Origin of the sequence: Tenacibaculum sp. SG-28, from assembly GCF_002954385.1 — a bacterium.
GTDB lineage: Bacteria > Bacteroidota > Bacteroidia > Flavobacteriales > Flavobacteriaceae > Polaribacter.
On sequence record NZ_MQVY01000002.1, the window covers coordinates 224,306 to 244,551 of the forward strand.

A 20,246-nucleotide genomic window follows, 5' to 3' on the forward strand; every position below is an offset into this window, starting at 1 on the left:
GCTAACACGTCTTCTGTTGGTTCGTCTTCAGACAGTGAAAATTTATACAAAATATTATTCTCAGACAAGGTGAGTTTACCATCCTTTGCGGCAATAATATTGTAATACCTAACCGTGTCTTTTGGCTCGCTATACTTAAAAATTAAGAGATTATTTTGATGTATGTAACTCCCTTTAGCTTGTAAACTATCCTTATGAAGTAAAGAATAGGAAAAATTACCATCTGCTAGATGAAAAACATCTCCCTTATGTGTGGTACTACCTCAACACCTTCTATGGTAGTAATTTCTGAAAACACCCAATTATTTTCAAACTCCTGACCATAAACCAATAGAGAGGTCCAAAGTATTAAAAACGAAAACACCTTCTTCATTTCTGTTGTTTTAAATTATCTAAGACCGTTTGCTAATTTCATCTCGAATTTTTGCCGCCAATTCGTAATCTTCATTCAAGACAGCGTCTTTTAGCTGCTCTTGTAACTGCGATAATGTCATTTGAGAATAGGCATTCGATGCGGAAACTTCTTCCTCTTCAAAAGTAAGTTCAAATTCTTCATCTACTTCCTCCTCTTCTTTAACGAGTTCCTCATCAATTTTCAAGAATATCCCAGCTTTATCCAAAATATTTTCATAGGTAAAAATAGGTGCTTGAAAACGAACTGCTAGTGCTATTGCATCAGAAGTTCTTGTATCTATAACTTCTTCTCTCCCATCTCGTTCGCATAGAAGGCTTGAAAAAAATACACCATCCACCAACTTATGAATAATGACTTGTTTTACAGATATGGAAAAACGATCTGCGAATGTTTTAAATAAATCATGCGTTAAGGGTCTTGGCGGTCGAATTTCTTTTTCTAGTGCTATGGCAATGGACTGGGCCTCAAAGGCACCTATTATAATTGGCAACGTTCTTGTTCCATTGATTTCACTCAAAACCAGAGCGTATGCACCACTCTGGGTTTGACTATATGAAATTCCCTTAATTGTAAGTTTTATTAGGCTCATGTAACAGTAATAAAAACAAAAAGACTGTCTAAATCAGATTTATTAAGGTTTTAGACAGTCTTTTAAATCGGGCACAATTTACTAAAAAATATGAGTTCTTTTCTAATTTCTTTGAAAAGAAAACGCAACCCAACACTTTTATGCTTGTTTAAATTCTTTAAGCTTCGCGATTAATTGGGGAACTACTTCAAAAGCATCTCCTACAATACCGTAATCTGCAGCTTTGAAGAATGGCGCATCAGGATCGGTATTAATAACTACCTTAACCTTAGATGCATTCACACCAGCAAGATGCTGTATTGCTCCAGATATACCAACCGCAATGTACAAATTAGAAGCTACCGGCTTACCAGTTTGCCCTACGTGTTCGCTATGCGGTCTCCAACCTAAGTCTGAAACTGGTTTAGAACAAGCTGTAGCCGCTCCTAGAACACCCGCTAACTCCTCAATCATTCCCCAATTTTCAGGACCTTTTAAACCTCTTCCTCCTGAAACAACTACATCTGCATCGGCAATTGTTACGGTTCCTGAGGCTTTGTCAATCGCTTCGGATTGCACACCTAAATTTGGTAAGGCAGCTTCAAAACTCTCCACGCTTGCAGATCCCTGATTTTCGTGCGCTCCAAATGAATTTTTTGCAACACCCACAACTTTGATTTCTGTTGAAATTTCAGTGTTGTTAAACCCTTTATTTGAAAAAGCTTTTCGTTTAACCACAAACGGTGTCGTACTGCTTGGTAGTGCAACCACATTAGAAGCATATCCTGCGTCTAATCCAGCAGCAACTAATGGCGCTACTGTTAACCCGTCGATACTAGAATCAATTACGATCACTTTTGCTTCTTTTGCTGCAGCCACTTGTTGTATTATTGCAGCATAGGCTTTTGCATTAAAAGAACTTAAATCGTTTTTAACTTCAACTACAGCCTCTGCTCCGAAAGCGGCTAGCTCTGCGGCATCGGCTCCATTAATAGTTAGGGTAACTAAATTCAACCCTAACTGTTCTGCTACTTTTTTTCCGTATGATACAACTTCAAACGCTGTTTTTTTAAATTTTCCTTCCGATGAATCGGCAAAAACTAATACAGACATATTTACTATTTTTTTGATGTAAGTTTTATAAAATTACTCCCATTTATGATTCGGTATCGCAACTATAAACTCACTTGTTTTACTTACTTTTTTTAAATTGCTTTTGCTTCGTTATGCAATAAACTAATTAGCTCATCCACATTGTCCACTAATTTTACAGCACCTTTTGGAGCTGGTTTCTCAAAAGATTGTGAAACAGATCCAGTGGCAGCACCAGCTGGTTCTACAACAGTTAAAGGTTTTTTACGTGCCATCATAATACCCCTCATATTTGGTATACGAAGATCTTTTTCTTCAACAATCCCTTTTTGTCCTGCAACAACCATTGGTAAGGAAGAGGAAACTTTTTCTTCACCCCCGTCAATTTCTCGCTCTAAAGATACATTAGTACCTTCTACTTCCATTCCAACACAACCATTTACAAAATTAAAATCCAAAAGAGAAGCTAACATCCCAGGAACCATTTGTCCATTGTAGTCTGCAGATTCTTTCCCTGCTAAAACTAAGTCATACCCCCCGTTTTTTACAATCTCTGCTAACTCTTTTGCCACCATTAAACCATCTGTTGGAACCGCATTTACGCGTATTGCATTGTCTGCACCTATTGCCAAAGCCTTTCTCAATGTTGGCTCTGTTGAAGGATCTCCAACATTTACAACCGTTACAGAAGCTCCTTGCTTTTCTTTAAACCACATTGCTCTAGTTAAACTAAACTCATCGTATGGGTTGATAACAAATTGTACTCCGTTTGTATCAAACTTGGTATTGTTATCCGAAAAATTAATTTTTGAAGTGGTATCAGGAACATGACTGATACATACTAATATTTTCATATATTGTTGTTTTAAAGAAACTTATTTTTTGAGCTACGAAGTTAAGACTTTTTTTCTAATTTACTATGCGTGCATAGTAAATTAATTACTTTTTTTACTGAAATTACGATAACAGTAAAATTTATGTTAAAAATTTAATACATACTCATAAATAAAGACTAGTAATCGTAAATACCACTACTAGTTACATAAAATAGTGCGTTATTGTAATTATTAATTTCTACACAATGAGATAATACATCTTTGCATAGCTCTCCTTCACTGCGCCACAGTAAGAAGCTTTTAATTGCTACAATCCTAGATTTAGTAAAAATCTACCTTTTAATTAGCACCAATTTTACTATTTTTGCACTCTTGATAAACAACTACTTTAAAATCATATGAAAACAGTTCAATTTAGAGAAGCCGTTTGCGAAGCAATGAGCGAGGAAATGCGTCGCGATGAAAGCATTTACTTAATAGGTGAAGAGGTTGCCGAATACAATGGTGCCTACAAAGCTAGTAAAGGTATGCTAGACGAGTTTGGTGAGAAACGTGTTATTGACGCCCCTATTGCAGAATTAGGTTTTGGAGGGATTGCAGTAGGTTCAGCGATGAACGGCAATCGTCCTATTGTAGAATATATGACCTTCAACTTTTCTTTAGTTGGAATCGACCAAATTATTAATAACGCCGCAAAAATAAGACAAATGAGCGGTGGTCAATTTAACTGTCCAATTGTATTTAGAGGACCTACGGCATCAGCAGGACAACTTGCCGCGACACATTCACAAGCATTCGAAAGTTGGTTTGCAAATTGCCCAGGTTTAAAAGTTATTGTTCCTTCCAATCCATACGACGCAAAAGGATTACTAAAAGCTGCTATTCGCGATGACGATCCGGTGATTTTTATGGAATCAGAACAGATGTATGGCGATAAAATGGAAATTCCGGAGGGAGAGTATATAATTCCTATTGGAGTAGCAGATATTAAAAGAGAAGGTAAAGATGTAACTGTTGTTTCTTTTGGTAAAATTATCAAAGAAGCCTATAAAGCAGCTGATGTTCTTGCTGAGGAAGGAATTTCCGTTGAAATAATAGATTTGAGAACTGTAAGACCAATGGATCACAATGCAATCTTAGAATCTGTTAAAAAGACAAATAGATTAGTCGTTTTGGAGGAAGCATGGCCTTTTGGAAGTGTAGCGTCTGAAATAACATTTAGAATCCAAGAAGAAGCGTTTGATTATTTAGACGCTCCAATTAAGAGAATTACAACTGCGGACACACCTGCACCGTATTCACCCGTTTTATTAGAAAAATGGTTACCAAATAGCAAGGATGTTATTTCCGCGGTAAAAGAGGTGATGTATCTAAAATAGTAGAACTACTAAAATATCCTGAAAAGCCCATGTAGTCTCAAACTATATGGGCTTTTTAATGTGTAAATTACAACCGCATTGGTAGTAGTACTTTTACATTACCCTGTAGACCAGAAAATGCCCCACATTTACGCTTCACCATAACATCCAAAGACAAACATAAAAGCCCATAAATCGCATTCCTTAATAACTATAACTTAACACTAAAAAAGTACTAATTATAGGCGAATTATGTTAAATTTTAGCTACTTTTGCAATCCGTTTTAAGAATTGAAGTTTTACGTTAAGAATATGACAGCAAAAGAGAAAAAAACAGTAGATGTTTTAATAGAGATACCAAAAGGAAGTAGAAATAAGTATGAATACGATTTTGAATTGGGGAAAATTCGATTTGATCGTATGTTATTTTCATCCATGATGTACCCGGGTGACTATGGGTTTATTCCAGAAACACTTGCTTTAGATGGGGATCCTTTAGACGTTTTAGTATTAGGAGCGGAACCTACGTTTCCAATGTGTGTTATGGAAGTAAAACCTATTGGTGTTTTTCACATGGCAGATGAAAAAGGGCCGGACGAAAAAATACTATGTGTACCAGTTTCAGATCCTATCTGGAACAAGTATAACGACATTACGGATTTAAACCCGCACCGAAAAGAAGAAATTACGCATTTTTTCCAGGTATATAAAGACTTAGAAAAAAAGAAGTAGATGTTGGAGATTGGGGTGATGCCAATGAAGCATACGATATTCTTCAAAAATGCTTAGACCGATACGAAGCTAGCGAACACAAAAAGAATGCTAACTTTGTAATCTAATAAGTAAAAAAGTTACCCTGTAAAAAATGTTTTTGGAATAAACAAAAGAAATTTTTTTTTAAAAGTCAATTAAAAAAGCCTCTTTTAGTAAGAGGCTTTTTTTATACGTTCTAGAAAACTACTAGTATCTGTAGTGTTCTGGCTTAAATGGTCCTTCTACGGTAACACCAATATAGTCTGCTTGCTCTTTACGTAGCTCTGTAAGTTCTACTCCAATTTTTGCCAAATGCAATTTAGCTACCTTTTCATCAAGGTGTTTTGGCAGCATATACACTTCATTTTTATAAGCATCTGCATTCGTCCATAATTCAATCTGGGCTAACGTTTGGTTTGTAAAAGAATTAGACATTACAAAACTTGGATGCCCGGTTGCACATCCTAGATTTACCAGACGTCCTTCTGCTAGAATGATAATATCATTTCCGTTAACAGTATACTTATCTACCTGAGGTTTTATCTCCACTTTAGTACCGCCATGATTATCGTTTAACCAAGCCATGTCAATTTCATTATCAAAATGACCGATATTACACACGATAGTTTTGTCTTTCATTGCTTCAAAGTGTTGCGAACGAACAATATCTTTGTTTCCTGTAGTCGTTATAACAACATCAGCATTAGCGACTACCGATTCTAACCTCTTTACTTCAAAGCCATCCATTGCCGCTTGTAAGGCACAAATTGGATCAATTTCTGTTACGGTTACAATACTACCAGCTCCTCTAAAAGAGGCTGCAGTTCCCTTACCAACATCACCATAACCACAAACCACAACACGCTTTCCTGCCAACATTACATCCGTTGCTCTACGAATGGCATCTACTGCAGACTCTTTACATCCGTATTTATTATCAAACTTAGACTTGGTGACAGAATCGTTAACATTGATTGCCGGCATTGGCAATGTTCCGTTTTTCATACGCTCGTACAAGCGATGTACACCGGTTGTTGTTTCTTCCGATAATCCTTTAATATCTCCTACTAAATGTGGGTATTTATCTAAAACCATATTGGTTAAGTCACCTCCATCGTCTAGAATCATATTCAAGGGTTTTTTGTCTTCACCAAAGAATAAGGTTTGCTCGATACACCAATCAAACTCCTCTTCATTCATTCCTTTCCAAGCATAAACAGCTGTTCCAGCGGCAGCGATTGCAGCGGCAGCTTGATCTTGGGTTGAAAAAATATTACAGGAACTCCAAGTTACCTCAGCACCAAGAGCTTGTAATGTTTCTATAAGTACCGCAGTTTGTATTGTCATGTGTAAACAACCAGCTATTCTAGCACCTTTCAAAGGTTGCTCCTCTTTATACTCTTCACGTAAGCTCATTAAACCTGGCATTTCAGCTTCGGCCAATTCAATCTCTTTCCTTCCCCAATCTGCCAAAGTGATATCTTTAACTTTAAAAGGAACGTATGTTGCTGTATTTGCACTCATATTTTTTGTATATTTATTATCAACTTTCGAACTGCAAAGTTACGGAATAACTTTTTAATTTATGCCGCTATATAAAACTGTAACCGTTAATAAAAATACAAACTTTTGGTATGGAAAATTACAGAAACCTCAGAGGAACTTTTTGAGGGTATTGTACTGACAGAGCAAAGTTTAAACAGGGTAAATAGCATGAAATCTGAACTGCATCAGAAAGGTTTTTTAAGCATTCGCCATTTGTTAAAATTAGCAGGTTATTCCGACGCAGATGTTGTATATGACACCTTCGGTAAACCGCACCTAAGCAACGGAAAATTTATTTCCATTACGCACTCTTTTGAATATACGGGAATTATCATTTCTGAAGACAGTCCGGTTGGCATAGATATAGAGAAGCGCAGGGATAAAATAGTGAAAATCGCAAGGAAATTTACACCGCTTGAAGAGTATAAAACCATTGCCAATCACAGTGCATTAGTAAGTAAGTTAACTATTGTTTGGGGGGCAAAGGAAAGCTTGTATAAAATTTACGGAAAAAAACAGTTACTTTTCAAAGAACACATATATATCGAAGACTTTGCTTTTAAAGATGAAAAAACAATAGGGACTATAAACTTCAACGGAACGAAATCATCGTATACCATTCATTTCTTCGAATTTGACGATTTTACATGTGTCTACGGATATGCCGCCTAAAAAGTTAGGTTTACATCGCACATAGTTTTTGTAATTTTATAAAAATTAGTAGTAAATACCTAAGACATCTAAGATTAGAAACTATCTTTGTTTTTGGAAAACATAATTCGATGCAAACCATGATAGATTTCTTATTCGGTCAGTATACCAACGCTTCTCCTCTAGACATTGGCATGGAAATTACTGCTGTTATCTTTGGTTTTTTATCGGTTTGGTGCTCTAAAAAAAATAGTATTTGGGTCTTTCCTACAGGTATGATTAGTACCGCTATTTTTGTGTATTTATTGCTAAAATGGAGTCTTCTCGGAGACATGATGATTAACGCTTATTACTTTATAATGAGTGTCTATGGCTGGTATATTTGGACAAGAAAAATCAATGAGAATGAAGTAACTCCAATAAGCACAACATCAAAAAAGGAACAAAAAATCAGTGGTGCTATTTTTATTACCACCTTGCTTTTCGTGTACACAGTCTATGTAAGCTTCGACAAATGGAACCATTGGACTGCATATGTGGATACTGTAACAACAGCAATATTCTTCGTGGGTATGTGGTTAATGGCAAAACGAAAAATTGAAAATTGGATCTATTGGATTATTGGAGATATTATCTCGGTTCCTTTGTATTTTTACAAGGGATTTACCTTTACTAGTTTTCAGTATTTACTATTTACTATTATCGCCATTTCAGGATATTTATCATGGAAAAAAATCGTGTATAAAAAAACACTACTTACATAAAATTTGTTAGTCTTTAACAAAGTGAACAAGGGAATTCTCAAAAAAACCACGGACAAAAACTCATCCGTGGCAATGCTTAAAAAAAGCAGTAAACGTTAAAAATAGGGTATTGTACTTAAAAATTACAACGGAATATTTCCGTGCTTTCTATTGGGTCTTTCTATTTTTTTACCTTCCAACATCGCAAAGGCTTTAATTAACTTTCTGCGCGTTTCTTTTGGTAAAATTACTTCATCTATAAAACCTCTTTCTGCTGCTACATATGGATTTGCAAACAAAGAGGCGTATTCTGCTTCTTTCTCTGCTAACTTTTCTTCCTTATTTACGGCATTTGCGATTTCTTTTTTAAATATAATTTCACTTGCACCCTTGGCTCCCATAACCGCAATCTCTGCCAATGGCCAAGCAAAATTCATGTCAGATCCAATATGCTTTGAATTCATCACATCATAAGCACCTCCGTAGGCTTTTCTGGTAATAACGCTAATTCTAGGCACAGTTGCTTCACTCAATGCATACAATAATTTGGCACCATTAGTAATTATTGCATTCCACTCTTGATCTGTTCCTGGTAAAAACCCTGGAACATCTACCAATACTAATAATGGAATATTAAAACAATCACAAAAACGTGTAAATCGAGCCGCTTTTTTAGAACTGTTAACGTCCAAGCATCCTGCAAGACTAATCGGTTGATTGGCAACTATTCCAATACTTCTCCCTGCGATTCTTGCAAAGCCAACGATTATATTATCAGCATAGTCTTTATGAATTTCAAAAAAAGAGTTTGCATCTACGATTCCATGAATAACCTGATGCATATCGTATGGTTTATTTGCATTCTCTGGAACTATGTTATTCAATTCTTCCCGAAGTTCATTTCCAAGCTCGTAGGGCTGCTGTAGGGTAGTTTCTTGATTATTTTGAGGCATGTAGCTTAAAAGACTTTTAATATCCTCTAAACATTGCACATCATTTGCAGCCGTGCGATGTGTAACTCCAGATTTCGTTGCGTGTGTACTTGCTCCTCCTAACTCCTCTGAGGTTACCTCTTCATTCGTAACTGTTTTTACCACATTCGGTCCTGTTACAAACATATAACTGGAGTTTTCAACCATAACGGTAAAATCTGTCATTGCTGGAGAATACACTGCTCCACCGGCACAGGGCCCCATGATTGCAGAAATTTGGGGAATGACACCGGAAGACTGCACGTTTCGATAAAAGATATCCGCATATCCTCCTAAAGATCTAACACCTTCTTGAATTCTGGCACCACCTGAATCATTCAAACCAATTAAAGGAGCACCAACTTTAACTGCTAAATCCATAATTTTACAAATCTTTTCAGCATGTGTTTCAGACAAGGAGCCTCCAAAAACGGTAAAGTCTTGTGCAAAAACATATACTAATCTACCATTTACTGTTCCGTATCCTGTAACTACACCATCTCCATAAAATTTTGGTTTTCCATACCAAAATCATTGGTTCTATGCGTAACCAACATACCTACCTCTTCGAAAGAGCCCTCATCTAATAAATAAGCAATACGTTCTCTAGCGGTTAACTTACCTTGTTGGTGTTGTCTATCAATTCTTTTTTGCCCTCCTCCTTCTTTAGCGGTATGAATTTTAGCTTGTAATTGTTGTATTTTAGATTTCACGAGTTGGTACTTTTAAAATTTGTTTTTCTTTTAAATATAGTTGCAATGCTACTTTAGCAGCAATCTCTGCTTCTCTTTGATAAATGGCTTGTAATTTATCGGTAGCATAATACTTTTTTACAAAATGCGTATCGAAATTCCCTGAAATAAAGGCTTCGTGTTCACAAACGAACTTACCAAAAGATAAGGTAGTTTCGATCCCTTTGATAGTATAAGCAACAATTGCTTTTTTCATTAATTCTATTGCCTCCTCACGTGATTTACCATAAGTTATAAGTTTTGAAATCATCGGATCGTAATAAATTGGCACTTCCATACCTTCCTCAAAACCGTCGTCTACTCGGATGTTCTCTCCTTTTGGAGTCTGGTAAGTTTCTAAAACACCTATACTTGGTTTAAAACCATCTAAAGGATCTTCCGCATATACACGAAGTTCAAGAGCATGACCAGTAATGGTAAGATCTTCCTGTGTAAAAGACAAGCGCTCCCCTCTTGCTATTCTAATTTGTTCTTCGACCAAATCAACACCAGTTATCATTTCCGTAACAGGGTGCTCCACCTGCAAACGTGTATTCATTTCTAAAAAATAAAAATTCATATTTTCATCCAATAAAAACTCAACAGTTCCGGCTCCAAGATAATCACAAGCCTTGGCAACCTTTATTGCCGCTTGTCCCATTTTTTGACGTATCTCTGGTGTTAGAACAGAAGAAGGCGCTTCTTCCACTACTTTTTGGTGCCGTCTTTGCACAGAGCATTCTCGTTCAAACAAATGCACCACGTTTCCATGGCTATCTGCTAAAACTTGAATTTCGATATGGCGAGGAGATCCAACGTACTTTTCTATAAATACAGCTCCATCTCCGAAAGCAGAAGTGGCCTCCGAAATCGCTCGTTGCATTTGTTCTTTTATGTTCTCCACTTTATCTACAACTCGCATTCCTTTACCGCCACCTCCAGCCGATGCTTTTATCAAAATAGGGTATCCTATTTTAGCAGCAATCTCTGTTGCATATGCGATATCTGTAATAGAATGGTCTATTCCTGGCACCATCGGTATGTCGTACTTTTTGACAGCCTCTTTTGCTGCCAATTTGCTTCCCATTACCTGAATAGCCTCTGCCTTTGGCCCAATAAAAGTAATACCGCTTTTAGTAACTGCCTGGCTAAAATCAGCATTTTCACTCAAAAAACCATACCCAGGATGAATCCCATCAACATGCAAGTCTTTGGCTATCTCAATAATTTTATCTCCTAATAAATACGATTGATTCGAAGGAGCAGGACCAACACAAACCGCCTCATCTGCAAAGGCTACATGCGGTGAATTCCTATCTACTTCTGAAAAAATAGCAACTGTTTTTATGCCCATCTTTTTAGCTGTTCGCATGACACGAAGTGCAATTTCTCCTCTATTGGCTACTAATATTTTTTTCATTCTACCCCTCTAATTCAATTAAAATTGTGTTCTTCTCGACCCGATCACCATTTGCTACAGCAATTGATTTTATTACGCCATCTTTAGGAGACACAAGGGTGTTCTCCATTTTCATAGCTTCTAACACCAACAAGCCATCGTTTTCTTTAACCTCTTGACCAACTTCTACGTTTATTGCAACAATAAGCCCAGGCATAGGTGCTTTCAAATCGTTTTCTTTCTTTTCTGCAGTAACCTCCATTCCGAGATCACTAATTAATAAATCTAAAGCATCGGAAATAGCTACATCATAGACGTTGCCATTTATTGCGATAGCATATTTTTTTTTATTAAAATTCTCATACACGACTTCTGCTTTGTACGAGGTTTTATTCTCAAGAACATGATACTCAGAACTAGATTGCGGTACAATGTCGAGTTGTTCAATCTGGTTTTCATCAAAATGAAAATCATAGGATGAATTTACCGTGGTTTTAAAGGATGTTTTCATATGTATTGATATTGCGGTTACTAAATTATTAAAATATTTTAGTACTACACAACTCTAAACTGCATATAAAAACACAAAACGATAATTAAAAAAAGAGAAAATAAAATAAACAATTAAGCTAGAATTCTTCAGGCCAAAAGCTATGGAAATTATATCCATACAATAATTAGATTATTTACTTTTTATAAAAGGAAAGCTCAATAGTACAGAGAAATAACTCGATCTGTTCGTGTTGGCACTAAAGGCATCGGAAAAAGCATCGTTCCAACCATAGTAATAACGCAGGTGAATATGAATCTCCTTATTCGGCTTAAAATCCTTTAATATGTAGGCTATATCGGTGATAAAACCAAAATCTTGCGAATTCATATTCGATTTAAAATTTTCCGTAAATTCTCCTTCTTCCCCAAAATAAACCATATTAGCACTTTGTAAAAATGAAAATTGAGGACCAATACTGTATTTAAAATTCCCTTTTTTATTCATGTAAGAGAACAAGATAGGGATGTCTAAATAATTTAGATTCAAATCGGTAGGAACATTTTGGAAATTTGAGTTCAGACTTGAAGATCCAGTATTTAGGGATAAATTTTCAAATTTCATTTTTCTATTTCCTAGGAAAAAATTGCAGGACTGATATAAAAACGTTCCGAAACCTTAACATTACCGGCAATACCAAAATTGATTCCTAACTTAGTTCTGTCGTAGTTATCTAGGCTGGAATAATGGTTAAAATTACCTCCGATTTCCATACTCAGATTAAACTTTTCAGAGGCTACTTTATCTCCAAAAATAAGTGCTAGTATTGCAGCTTGTCCTTGAACGAGCGAAGGTGCTGCAAATAAAAATAAAATACCAATAACAATTTTTTTCATAACTTTTTTTATTTAATTCCAAATCTGTATTGTAAGCCTGTTAAAATAAAACGTTGGGAACCAGAAATACCATATTCTCCGCGCAACATAAAATGTTTATTCATTTGTAAATTAAATCCAAACTGAAAAGTATAGGTTTGAATCATCTCTTTTTTGATAAAGTAATTTATGGAAGTTGAAAATACATCATTGTCATTTACGGTACTTTGTATTTCTCGTAATGCTAAATTTTGTGCTTTTAACTTTATAATACGATCTGCATCTAAAATGGGGTTTAAGCCCTGGATTTCTTGATTATTACTCTCCACTTTAGAGTTTATTTTTTCATTAAAAACCGTATCAATCTCAGGAAAAACTTCATTGAATTGAATAGATCCTCTACTGCCCTTTGCTCCAACGAAATCTCTATTCATAATACCCACATACGGCGCTAGAAAGAAATCTGGATTCTTTTTAGACAGATCAAACTTATACCCTAACCTAGCCGATAGATTTAAAATTCCTATTTGATTTTCTAACAATTCGGTATCTGTAGCAGAATAATTAAGATCAGTACTTAAAAAATAATTTTGATAACCAAATACAAGTGTTGTACCAATACCGTAGGCTTGTGCTTTAAAATCTACATCCGCACTAAATTCAGGTAATTGCAGAATGATGTTCCCTAACTCATCTCTCCAAGTTGGTTGTAAACTTACGTTTGTACCACCAGAAACATTAGAATATAAACCATAAATATTCATAAATGGAAATAGCCAAAAATCTGCTCTAAGATTAATACCATTAGACAACGCAGAAACTTCTGTAAAATTTAGGGTCTCTATATTGATTATATTAGATACATCTGTATTCCCTACATTAAGCTCAAACTCCGTGATTTTCATATCAATAAACGTATTGACATAATTCAGATTAACACCTAATGGAAGTTGTAATTGGTCTCCATAACCTTTTTCAAAAGCTTTTTGACCCCAAATCGGTAATTTGTATGGGTAGGTTTCTTTTGGAATGGAATCATTAATCTTTGCATCTAATTGAGAATAGCTGAAATAACTAACTAAAAGGACCAAAAAACACAAATATTTTGTCTTATTCATATTTATTTCTTTTCATTTTTTTAAAGATAAAAAAAATATAAAATCCAAGAATTAAAAATCATAAAAAATTAACCATAGATTTATCCTAGTAATTCTTTAGAATCTCCTAAATGCGAAGTATCTTTGCATTGTTCTCAAAAAGGGGTGCCTAAAAGAGGATTTTAATATAGTTAACCTATCAAAATTCAATTGGCTGAGATCATACCCGTAGAACCTAGAACAGGTAATGCTGTTTAGGGAACGCTATATTTTTACTTACATTAGTTGCTAGCGATTGGCGTGTCGTATTATACACGGGTTATAATTATTAATAGTAAAGAATAATAGCCTCTTTTATTCCAAAAAAATTAAAAGAAAAACATGAGTAACCAGTCTTTAATTAGAAAAGTGAAGAAAGTAACTTTTCTAGTGGCCTTATTCACTTGTATTCATGCAAATGCTCAAAAATATTCTATTTCGGGTTCTGTTGTAGACCAAAACCAGGAGCCATTACCGAATGCAAGTATTCGTATCACCGCATTAAATAAGGGAGCAAGCAGCGATTTTAATGGTACTTTTCAGTTTAAGATTCCCAAAGGAACATACCTGATAGAAGCTTCCTATGTGGGGTTTAAAACAGAAAAAAAGCGTATTGAGGTTTATAATAATCAAACGATTAATTTTGTGTTAGTCGAAGGAGACACCATGCTAGATGAAGTTTTGGTTTCTGCAGTTAGAGTAAAGGCGGATGCACCAGTAACCCACTCTAACCTCACAAAAAAAGAAATTGAAAAACGGAATCTTGGTCAAGATATTCCTATTTTACTGAATTATTTACCTTCTGTTACTACTTCGTCTGATGCAGGAGCAGGTATTGGATATACCTATCTTAGAGTTCGTGGTTCTGATGCAAGTAGAGTTAATGTGACAATTAACGGAATCCCATATAACGATAGTGAAAGTCAGGGAACTTTTTGGGTTAATTTAGGAGACTTTGCATCTTCCACAGAAAGCTTACAATTGCAACGAGGAGTTGGAACCTCTACCAATGGATCGGGAGCATTTGGAGCAAGTTTGAATATTTTAACAGACGGCATCTCCGAGGAGGCAGGTGGTGAAATTGCAAATTCTTTTGGTTCTTTTGGAACGAGAAAGCACACGGTGAAATTTACTACTGGGAAAATAAACGATAATTTTGAACTTGCAGGACGGCTGTCTAAGATCTACTCCGATGGGTATGTAGACCGCGCCTTTACCGATCTAAAATCTTATTTTCTTCAAGGTAGTTATACCGATGACACTACTTTAATTAAGGCTATTGTTTTTGGAGGCTCGGAAAAAACCTATCAGGCGTGGGCAGGGCTTACAAAAGAACAACTGGAGGAAGACCGGAGGCAAAATCCATACACCTACGACAACGAAACTGATAATTATTGGCAAGATCATTTTCAATTGCATTGGAATGAAAAACTATCGGAGAACTGGAACAGTATGATTAGTTTAAATTATACTAGAGGTAAGGGATATTTTGAACAGTATAAAACAGAAGAAGCAGCGAGTGATTACAACGACCTAATTAACGAGGATAGTGATGTTATTGTGCAACGGTGGTTAGACAATCATTTTTATGTTATCAATGGAACTTTAACGTATGACGACAAAGATAATTTGGAAGTTATATCTGGAGTTTCATACAACACCTACGACAATGATCACTATGGCGAGGTGATTTGGGGAAGTGACCTATCGGCAGGAACTAGCTGGGGAGATCGATATTACTTTAGTCAATCTAAAAAGACAGACTTTAGTATATTTTCCAAAGCATCCTATAGTATTTCCGAAAAGTTAAAGGCGTATTTAGATCTTCAAGGACGCTTTGTACACTATGAAACTGCAGGATTAACCTCTGATAGAAGCCCAATAGATGTAAATCAAAATTACAATTTTTTCAACCCAAAAATTGGGGTAACTTACTTTATAGATGGCAATCATAGCCTATATGCATCGTATGCAAGAGCGAATAGAGAGCCTAATAGAAGTGATTTTGAAGGAGGAAACTCACAGCACGAGAGCCTCGACGATTTTGAAATCGGATGGCGATTTGCCTCAGATAATTTTAAAGTAAATACGAATGTGTATTATATGGACTATCAAAATCAATTAATTTTAAGTGGAGCCATAGACCCATTAACAGGAGAACCGCTGCGAACTTCTAGCGGAAATAGTTACCGCTTAGGATTAGAAATTGATGCAGATTTAAAATTGGCAGAAAATCTTTCTATGCGTCCTAACATCGCTCTTAGTAAAAACAGAAATCAAGACTACTATCAAAAAATAAATGGTGCGCTTATTAACCTAGGAGATACACCTATTGCCTTTTCACCAGACATTATTTTCGGAAATGCATTTGTTTATGAGCCTGTAGAGAATTTACAAATTGGATTTTTATACAAATACGTCGGCAAACAATACATGAGCAACTTGAATAGCGCCATTTCGGAAAATGATGTCTTGGAGGATTTCTTTACCAGTGATTTAAATCTTATCTATGAAATTCCACTTAATAAAGTTTTTAAATCTATTGTATTTACCACGACTATTAACAACATATTTAACAAAGAATACGTAGATCGAGGCTATTACTTTACCTATGACGATACTTGGTCTGACCCAAATTTTGTAACCACTTTAGATGGCGCTGGGTATTACCCACAGGCTACCATAAATTTCCTAAGTGGTATAACCCTAAAATTTTAATAAAAAATCCGAGTATTAACTCGGATTTTTAATTTTGCCTACTCAATTCAAATACTTTCTCTAGGAGCTTTTGCAAAGGAACTGGTGGTGCTCCTGCATCAAAAGCCTGAGACGAATACGTGCTGTCTCTTAGGTACACGGAAACATTAGCCTGCATAGCTTTGTCTCTAGCCCTTTCGTTTGTAGGTGCTTTAAAGCTTGGTATTTTCGATGCATCAATTTCATTTAATAAATCGGAAAGCTCTTGGTAATCGTTTGCAGTGATTGGATGATTTTTATAGCTATCTCCATTTACGTAAATAATTTTGTCTGGAAATACCGTTAGTTGCGAAAAACTGCCTCTTGCCTTAATTTTATATACAAGTTTATCAAATTTTGGAGTATCTGTTTGAGTATAGCCCATTGCTGTGACTATAAATGTCAAAATAAGTAAATAAAAATATCTCATATCTGTAACAATAGTAAAAATAGAGAAAAAGATTCATATTTAATCGAACTAATAACCATTAAAATTATTTTTTATATGTTGTTGTTAAAAGATATATTTACCAAAACAATAATCAAATATGGAAAACACAATTAATACTAAAGTATTAGTTTCAGAAGTTTCTGAAACGGAAAGAATCGCTTTTTACAAGAAAACTTATGCACATGTTGCAGGAGGGGTTTTACTATTTATTCTCTTTGAATATTTACTCTTACAGAGTGCCACTATAGTAGAGTTTGCCCTTTCAATGACACAAGGCTATCGATGGCTTTTACTTTTAGGAGGATTTATGCTTATTACTAATTATGCGGAAAGCACTGCTTTAAAAACTACCGATAAAAACTTGCAATACCTGGCCTATGCAGGTTATATTTTCGCAGAGGCTTTTATTTTTATCCCATTAATATACATGGCAATCGTATATACCAATAGTGTTGAACTTTTACAACAAGCAGCAATAGTGACCATTGGATTATTTGCGGGTATTTCTTCAATAGTATTCCTTACTAAAAAAGATTTTTCGTTTCTACGAGCAGGAATCACCATAGGATTTTTTATTGCTCTCGGACTTATTATTGCAGGTACTTTATTTGGATTCACACTTGGATTGTGGTTTTCTGTTGGAATGTGTGTTTTGGCTGCAGGATCTATTTTATACCAAACCTCTAATTTAGTCCATAAATTTTCTACCGATGACTACATTCCGGCTGCCTTAGGTTTATTTGCCTCTCTAATGTTGTTGTTTTGGTATGTCATTCAAATATTTATGTCTCGAGATTAATCGTATAAATTAAAATCTCAATAAACTAAAAAAGCAACCTTTTAGGGTTGCTTTTTTAGTGATATAGTTTTTTAACACAACATCATTTGGGCCTTCTTGACGGCATTAACAAATACATCAATCTCTTCTTTGGTATTGTAAAAAGCAAAGGAAGCTCTTACTGTACCAGGTATTTCATAATAATCCATAATGGGCTGTGTGCAATGTTGGCCTGTTCTTACAGCGATCCCTAATTTATCTAAAATAGCCCCTATATCGTATGGATGTACACCATCTATGTTGAAAGAGATTACAGAAGTTTTTTTCGATGTTCCGTATATTTTTAGTCCTTCAATTTTTTCTAATTGCGCAGTTCCGTAGGTTAACAATTCATTTTCTCGAGTTGCAATAGCATCAAATCCAATAGAATTCATATAATCTAAGGCTACGCCAAAGGCGATTCCACCACAAATATTAGGCGTACCTGCTTCAAATTTATGTGGTAACCCAGCATAAGTGGTTTTTTCAAAGGTGACAGTTTCGATCATTTCGCCACCTCCTTGGTATGGCGGCAACATTTGCAACAATTCCTCTTTACCATACAGCATACCAACTCCTGTTGGCCCACACATTTTATGAGCTGAAGCGACATAAAAATCTACGTTAAGCTCCTGTAAATCTGGTTTTATATGGGGGCAAGCTTGAGCACCATCAATTAAAACATAGGCACCAAAGCTATGTGCTGCCGCAATTATTTCCTCAATTGGGTTAATGGTTCCTAGTGCATTGGAAATATGATTACAGAATACTAGTTTTGTTTTTTCATTCAACAAGCTATGAAATACTTCCATCTGCAAAGAACCATCTTGCTGCATTGGAATAACCTTCAGAATAGCTCCAGTTTTTTCACATAGCATTTGCCAAGGAACAATGTTAGCGTGATGTTCAAGAGCAGACACCAAAATTTCGTCTCCTTCGTTTAGTAAAGTAGAGAATCCTGAGGCAACAATATTTATACTATTGGTAGTGCCTGCGGTTAAAATTATTTCATAGGAATGTTTTGCATTAAAATGCTTCTGTATTTTGATACGAGCTTCCTCGTATTTATCAGTTGCTTCCTGACTCAACGTATGTACTCCACGGTGGATGTTTGCATTGTAATTAGAATAATAATCTACGATTGCGTCAATAACCACCTTTGGAGTTTGTGAGGTAGCAGCATTGTCAAAATACACTAAAGGTTTCCCGTGTACTTTTCTATTCAGTACCGGAAAATCTGCTCTAATTTTATCTATTGCAAACATTTTCTATAATTTACTACAAAGATAATACTTGGTTTATTAAAAATCATGTAAACAATTAAATTATTACATTTGTGAAAAATGAATTTCATGAAGTTATTTAAAAGACTAATCCTGCTAATACTTATTGTTATTGGAATTGTAGTTTACCGCAACTATCCTAGACTAAATCTACTAGCTGGATATGCCGCTAAAAACACCGCCTCCTCTGTTTTTCTTGCCAACAGAACATTAACTTTTACAGATAGCACTGACAATAACTTCTCCCCTGTAAACCTGGCTTCTAATACAATTAATACCGAGGAAGAATCTGCCACTAGTTCTGCTTTTGGATTGCTTTCCAGAAAGGCAATTTACAGACGAGGTTTAGGAGCTGTTTTGGTGCCAAAAAACGCAGATGTTTCCAAATCTTATCGAACTCCAAATCGAAATACAAAACCTAAAAATATCCCATATCCATATGGGAATGGAAAACAAAAAGACACTTTATTTCAAAATATTAACTACGATAAAGTAAATAAGGCTGTAGCAAACATGTTTAACGATACCAACAAAACTAGAGCTGTTATCGTAATTTATAAAGATCAGATAATTGCTGAAAAATACGATACTGATTTTACGAAAGAATCTAGAATTTTGGGCTGGTCTATGACAAAAAGTATCACTGCTACTATGTTTGGTATATTACAACACAAAGGTAAAATAAATGTAAAAGACACTCCAAATTTTCAGGAATGGCAAAACGATGCTCGTAGAGATATTACCATTCATAATTTGCTACAAATGAATTCTGGGCTAGAATGGGAGGAAGATTACAATACTATCTGTGATGTTACCGAGATGTTGTTTCTTTCGGAAGACATGACCAAAACGCAAATAAATAAACCATTAATAGGTGAACCAAACAAAACATGGAATTACTCTTCGGGCACTACTAATCTTTTATCTGGTTTACTACGCGAGCAATTTAACAGTCATCAAGAGTACCTTGATTTTTGGTATACTGCCTTATTAGACAAAATTGGTATGCATTCTATGGTTTTAGAGGCAGATATGTCTGGAAATTATGTTGGTTCTTCTTATGGTTGGGCAACACCAAGAGATTGGGCAAAACTTGGTTTACTCTATTTACATAAAGGAAATTGGAACGGAGAACAAATCTTTGCAAAAGAATGGGTCACCTATGCCACTACGCCAACACCCAGCTCAAACGGTTGGTATGGTGCGCAAATTTGGCTTAATGCTGGGAAACGCTATCCCGATGTTCCCGAAAACATGTATTCCTTTAATGGTTATCAGGGGCAAAATGTTTTTATTTTACCCGATCAAGAAATGGTAATTGTTCGAATGGGCTTAACTAAAAATGCAGATATTAATGTATTTTTGAAAGAAATTATTTCTGGTGTAAAAAATTAGC

At 35.4% G+C, this 20,246-nt stretch carries 18 protein-coding genes and 2 pseudogenes; 7 read left to right on the forward strand and 13 right to left on the reverse strand.

Annotation, left to right across the window (positions count from 1 at the left end):
• Window positions 1-226 precede the first annotated feature (226 nt).
• The 4 genes from BSU00_RS13235 to BSU00_RS05980 form a co-directional block, all read right to left on the reverse strand.
• Window positions 227-373 carry a hypothetical protein gene (locus tag BSU00_RS13235; protein WP_233188613.1) on the reverse strand — a complete coding sequence of 49 codons (147 nt, stop codon included), beginning with the start codon at window positions 371-373 and terminating at the stop codon, window positions 227-229.
• A 19-nt stretch (window positions 374-392) separates the two neighbouring features.
• Window positions 393-1,004, reverse strand: a complete 612-nt coding sequence (locus BSU00_RS05970) for a bifunctional nuclease family protein (RefSeq protein ID WP_105003570.1) — start codon at window positions 1,002-1,004, stop codon at window positions 393-395.
• Between the two features lie 138 nt (window positions 1,005-1,142).
• Window positions 1,143-2,096, reverse strand: a complete 954-nt coding sequence (locus BSU00_RS05975) for an electron transfer flavoprotein subunit alpha/FixB family protein (protein ID WP_105003571.1) — start codon at window positions 2,094-2,096, stop codon at window positions 1,143-1,145.
• A 92-nt stretch (window positions 2,097-2,188) separates the two neighbouring features.
• Complete coding sequence (locus BSU00_RS05980; RefSeq protein WP_105003572.1) at window positions 2,189-2,929, reverse strand: electron transfer flavoprotein subunit beta/FixA family protein; 741 nt, start codon at window positions 2,927-2,929, stop codon at window positions 2,189-2,191.
• Window positions 2,930-3,309: 380 nt separating this feature from the next.
• On the opposite strand from BSU00_RS05980, the gene BSU00_RS05985 reads away from it, so the two are divergent.
• Both BSU00_RS05985 and BSU00_RS05990 read left to right on the forward strand, forming a co-directional pair.
• On the forward strand, window positions 3,310-4,290 hold the full coding sequence (locus BSU00_RS05985; protein ID WP_105003573.1) for a pyruvate dehydrogenase complex E1 component subunit beta: 981 nt from the start codon (window positions 3,310-3,312) through the stop codon (window positions 4,288-4,290).
• 291 nt (window positions 4,291-4,581) lie between these two features.
• Window positions 4,582-5,108: pseudogene (locus tag BSU00_RS05990) on the forward strand (inorganic diphosphatase).
• A 121-nt stretch (window positions 5,109-5,229) separates the two neighbouring features.
• On the opposite strand, the gene ahcY reads toward BSU00_RS05990, so the two are convergent.
• Window positions 5,230-6,546 carry an adenosylhomocysteinase gene (gene ahcY, locus BSU00_RS05995; protein ID WP_105003574.1) on the reverse strand — a complete coding sequence of 439 codons (1,317 nt, stop codon included), beginning with the start codon at window positions 6,544-6,546 and terminating at the stop codon, window positions 5,230-5,232.
• 105 nt (window positions 6,547-6,651) lie between these two features.
• Here ahcY and BSU00_RS06000 point away from each other — a divergent pair, with 105 nt between their 5' ends.
• Window positions 6,652-7,239 carry a 4'-phosphopantetheinyl transferase superfamily protein gene (locus BSU00_RS06000; RefSeq protein WP_369820276.1) on the forward strand — a complete coding sequence of 196 codons (588 nt, stop codon included), beginning with the start codon at window positions 6,652-6,654 and terminating at the stop codon, window positions 7,237-7,239.
• Between the two features lie 110 nt (window positions 7,240-7,349).
• Entirely contained in the window at window positions 7,350-7,982 is a 633-nt protein-coding gene (gene pnuC, locus BSU00_RS06005; RefSeq protein ID WP_105003575.1) for a nicotinamide riboside transporter PnuC, read from the forward strand.
• A gap of 122 nt (window positions 7,983-8,104) precedes the next feature.
• Here pnuC and BSU00_RS06010 read toward each other — a convergent pair.
• The 6 genes and pseudogenes from BSU00_RS06010 to BSU00_RS06035 form a co-directional block, all read right to left on the reverse strand.
• A pseudogene (locus BSU00_RS06010) lies at window positions 8,105-9,645 on the reverse strand (acyl-CoA carboxylase subunit beta).
• Window positions 9,635-11,083, reverse strand: coding sequence for an acetyl-CoA carboxylase biotin carboxylase subunit (gene accC / locus BSU00_RS06015; protein WP_105003576.1), 1,449 nt, complete (start codon window positions 11,081-11,083; stop codon window positions 9,635-9,637). Before accC ends, BSU00_RS06010 begins: the two are co-directional and overlap by 11 nt.
• A 1-nt stretch (window position 11,084) precedes the next feature.
• Window positions 11,085-11,573: an acetyl-CoA carboxylase biotin carboxyl carrier protein subunit gene (locus tag BSU00_RS06020; RefSeq protein ID WP_105003577.1), complete on the reverse strand. Its 489-nt coding sequence runs from the start codon at window positions 11,571-11,573 to the stop codon at window positions 11,085-11,087.
• A gap of 171 nt (window positions 11,574-11,744) precedes the next feature.
• Complete coding sequence (locus tag BSU00_RS06025) at window positions 11,745-12,176, reverse strand: outer membrane beta-barrel protein (RefSeq protein ID WP_105003578.1); 432 nt, start codon at window positions 12,174-12,176, stop codon at window positions 11,745-11,747.
• An 11-nt stretch (window positions 12,177-12,187) separates the two neighbouring features.
• Window positions 12,188-12,448, reverse strand: coding sequence for a hypothetical protein (locus tag BSU00_RS06030; RefSeq protein ID WP_105003579.1), 261 nt, complete (start codon window positions 12,446-12,448; stop codon window positions 12,188-12,190).
• Between the two features lie 8 nt (window positions 12,449-12,456).
• Window positions 12,457-13,545 carry a hypothetical protein gene (locus BSU00_RS06035; RefSeq protein WP_105003580.1) on the reverse strand — a complete coding sequence of 363 codons (1,089 nt, stop codon included), beginning with the start codon at window positions 13,543-13,545 and terminating at the stop codon, window positions 12,457-12,459.
• Window positions 13,546-13,905: 360 nt separating this feature from the next.
• Between BSU00_RS06035 and BSU00_RS06040 the strand changes: the two genes are divergently transcribed.
• Window positions 13,906-16,281 (forward strand): TonB-dependent receptor, encoded by a 2,376-nt coding sequence (locus BSU00_RS06040; RefSeq protein WP_233188614.1) that lies wholly within the window; start codon window positions 13,906-13,908, stop codon window positions 16,279-16,281.
• Between the two features lie 28 nt (window positions 16,282-16,309).
• On the opposite strand, the gene BSU00_RS06045 is transcribed toward BSU00_RS06040, so the two are convergent.
• Entirely contained in the window at window positions 16,310-16,684 is a 375-nt protein-coding gene (locus BSU00_RS06045) for a hypothetical protein (RefSeq protein WP_105003581.1), read from the reverse strand.
• Between the two features lie 163 nt (window positions 16,685-16,847).
• Here BSU00_RS06045 and BSU00_RS06050 point away from each other — a divergent pair, with 163 nt between their 5' ends.
• A complete protein-coding gene (locus BSU00_RS06050; protein ID WP_105003582.1) occupies window positions 16,848-17,549 on the forward strand; it encodes a Bax inhibitor-1 family protein in 702 nt (233 codons plus the stop codon).
• Between the two features lie 71 nt (window positions 17,550-17,620).
• Here BSU00_RS06050 and BSU00_RS06055 read toward each other — a convergent pair whose 3' ends face one another.
• Window positions 17,621-18,832: an aminotransferase class V-fold PLP-dependent enzyme gene (locus BSU00_RS06055; protein ID WP_105003583.1), complete on the reverse strand. Its 1,212-nt coding sequence runs from the start codon at window positions 18,830-18,832 to the stop codon at window positions 17,621-17,623.
• 87 nt (window positions 18,833-18,919) lie between these two features.
• Between BSU00_RS06055 and BSU00_RS06060 the strand changes: the two genes are divergently transcribed.
• Window positions 18,920-20,245, forward strand: coding sequence for a serine hydrolase (locus BSU00_RS06060; RefSeq protein WP_105003584.1), 1,326 nt, complete (start codon window positions 18,920-18,922; stop codon window positions 20,243-20,245).
• Window position 20,246 lies beyond the last annotated feature (1 nt).

What these genes read in the sequence shown, in the direction of transcription:
- BSU00_RS06045 (WP_105003581.1), bottom strand. Translation starts at nt 16,684, where the DNA reads ATGGGCTATACTCAAACAGATACTCCAAAATTTGATAAACTTGTATAT.
- BSU00_RS06050 (WP_105003582.1), top strand. Translation starts at nt 16,848, where the DNA reads ATGGAAAACACAATTAATACTAAAGTATTAGTTTCAGAAGTTTCTGAA.
- pnuC (WP_105003575.1), top strand. Translation starts at nt 7,350, where the DNA reads ATGCAAACCATGATAGATTTCTTATTCGGTCAGTATACCAACGCTTCT.
- BSU00_RS05980 (WP_105003572.1), bottom strand. Translation starts at nt 2,929, where the DNA reads ATGAAAATATTAGTATGTATCAGTCATGTTCCTGATACCACTTCAAAA.
- BSU00_RS06020 (WP_105003577.1), bottom strand. Translation starts at nt 11,573, where the DNA reads ATGAAAACATCCTTTAAAACCACGGTAAATTCATCCTATGATTTTCAT.
- BSU00_RS05985 (WP_105003573.1), top strand. Translation starts at nt 3,310, where the DNA reads ATGAAAACAGTTCAATTTAGAGAAGCCGTTTGCGAAGCAATGAGCGAG.
- BSU00_RS06035 (WP_105003580.1), bottom strand. Translation starts at nt 13,545, where the DNA reads ATGAATAAGACAAAATATTTGTGTTTTTTGGTCCTTTTAGTTAGTTAT.
- BSU00_RS13235 (WP_233188613.1), bottom strand. Translation starts at nt 373, where the DNA reads ATGAAGAAGGTGTTTTCGTTTTTAATACTTTGGACCTCTCTATTGGTT.
- BSU00_RS06025 (WP_105003578.1), bottom strand. Translation starts at nt 12,176, where the DNA reads ATGAAATTTGAAAATTTATCCCTAAATACTGGATCTTCAAGTCTGAAC.
- BSU00_RS05975 (WP_105003571.1), bottom strand. Translation starts at nt 2,096, where the DNA reads ATGTCTGTATTAGTTTTTGCCGATTCATCGGAAGGAAAATTTAAAAAA.
- BSU00_RS06055 (WP_105003583.1), bottom strand. Translation starts at nt 18,832, where the DNA reads ATGTTTGCAATAGATAAAATTAGAGCAGATTTTCCGGTACTGAATAGA.
- BSU00_RS06060 (WP_105003584.1), top strand. Translation starts at nt 18,920, where the DNA reads ATGAAGTTATTTAAAAGACTAATCCTGCTAATACTTATTGTTATTGGA.
- BSU00_RS06040 (WP_233188614.1), top strand. Translation starts at nt 13,906, where the DNA reads ATGAGTAACCAGTCTTTAATTAGAAAAGTGAAGAAAGTAACTTTTCTA.
- BSU00_RS06030 (WP_105003579.1), bottom strand. Translation starts at nt 12,448, where the DNA reads ATGAAAAAAATTGTTATTGGTATTTTATTTTTATTTGCAGCACCTTCG.
- ahcY (WP_105003574.1), bottom strand. Translation starts at nt 6,546, where the DNA reads ATGAGTGCAAATACAGCAACATACGTTCCTTTTAAAGTTAAAGATATC.
- accC (WP_105003576.1), bottom strand. Translation starts at nt 11,083, where the DNA reads ATGAAAAAAATATTAGTAGCCAATAGAGGAGAAATTGCACTTCGTGTC.
- BSU00_RS05970 (WP_105003570.1), bottom strand. Translation starts at nt 1,004, where the DNA reads ATGAGCCTAATAAAACTTACAATTAAGGGAATTTCATATAGTCAAACC.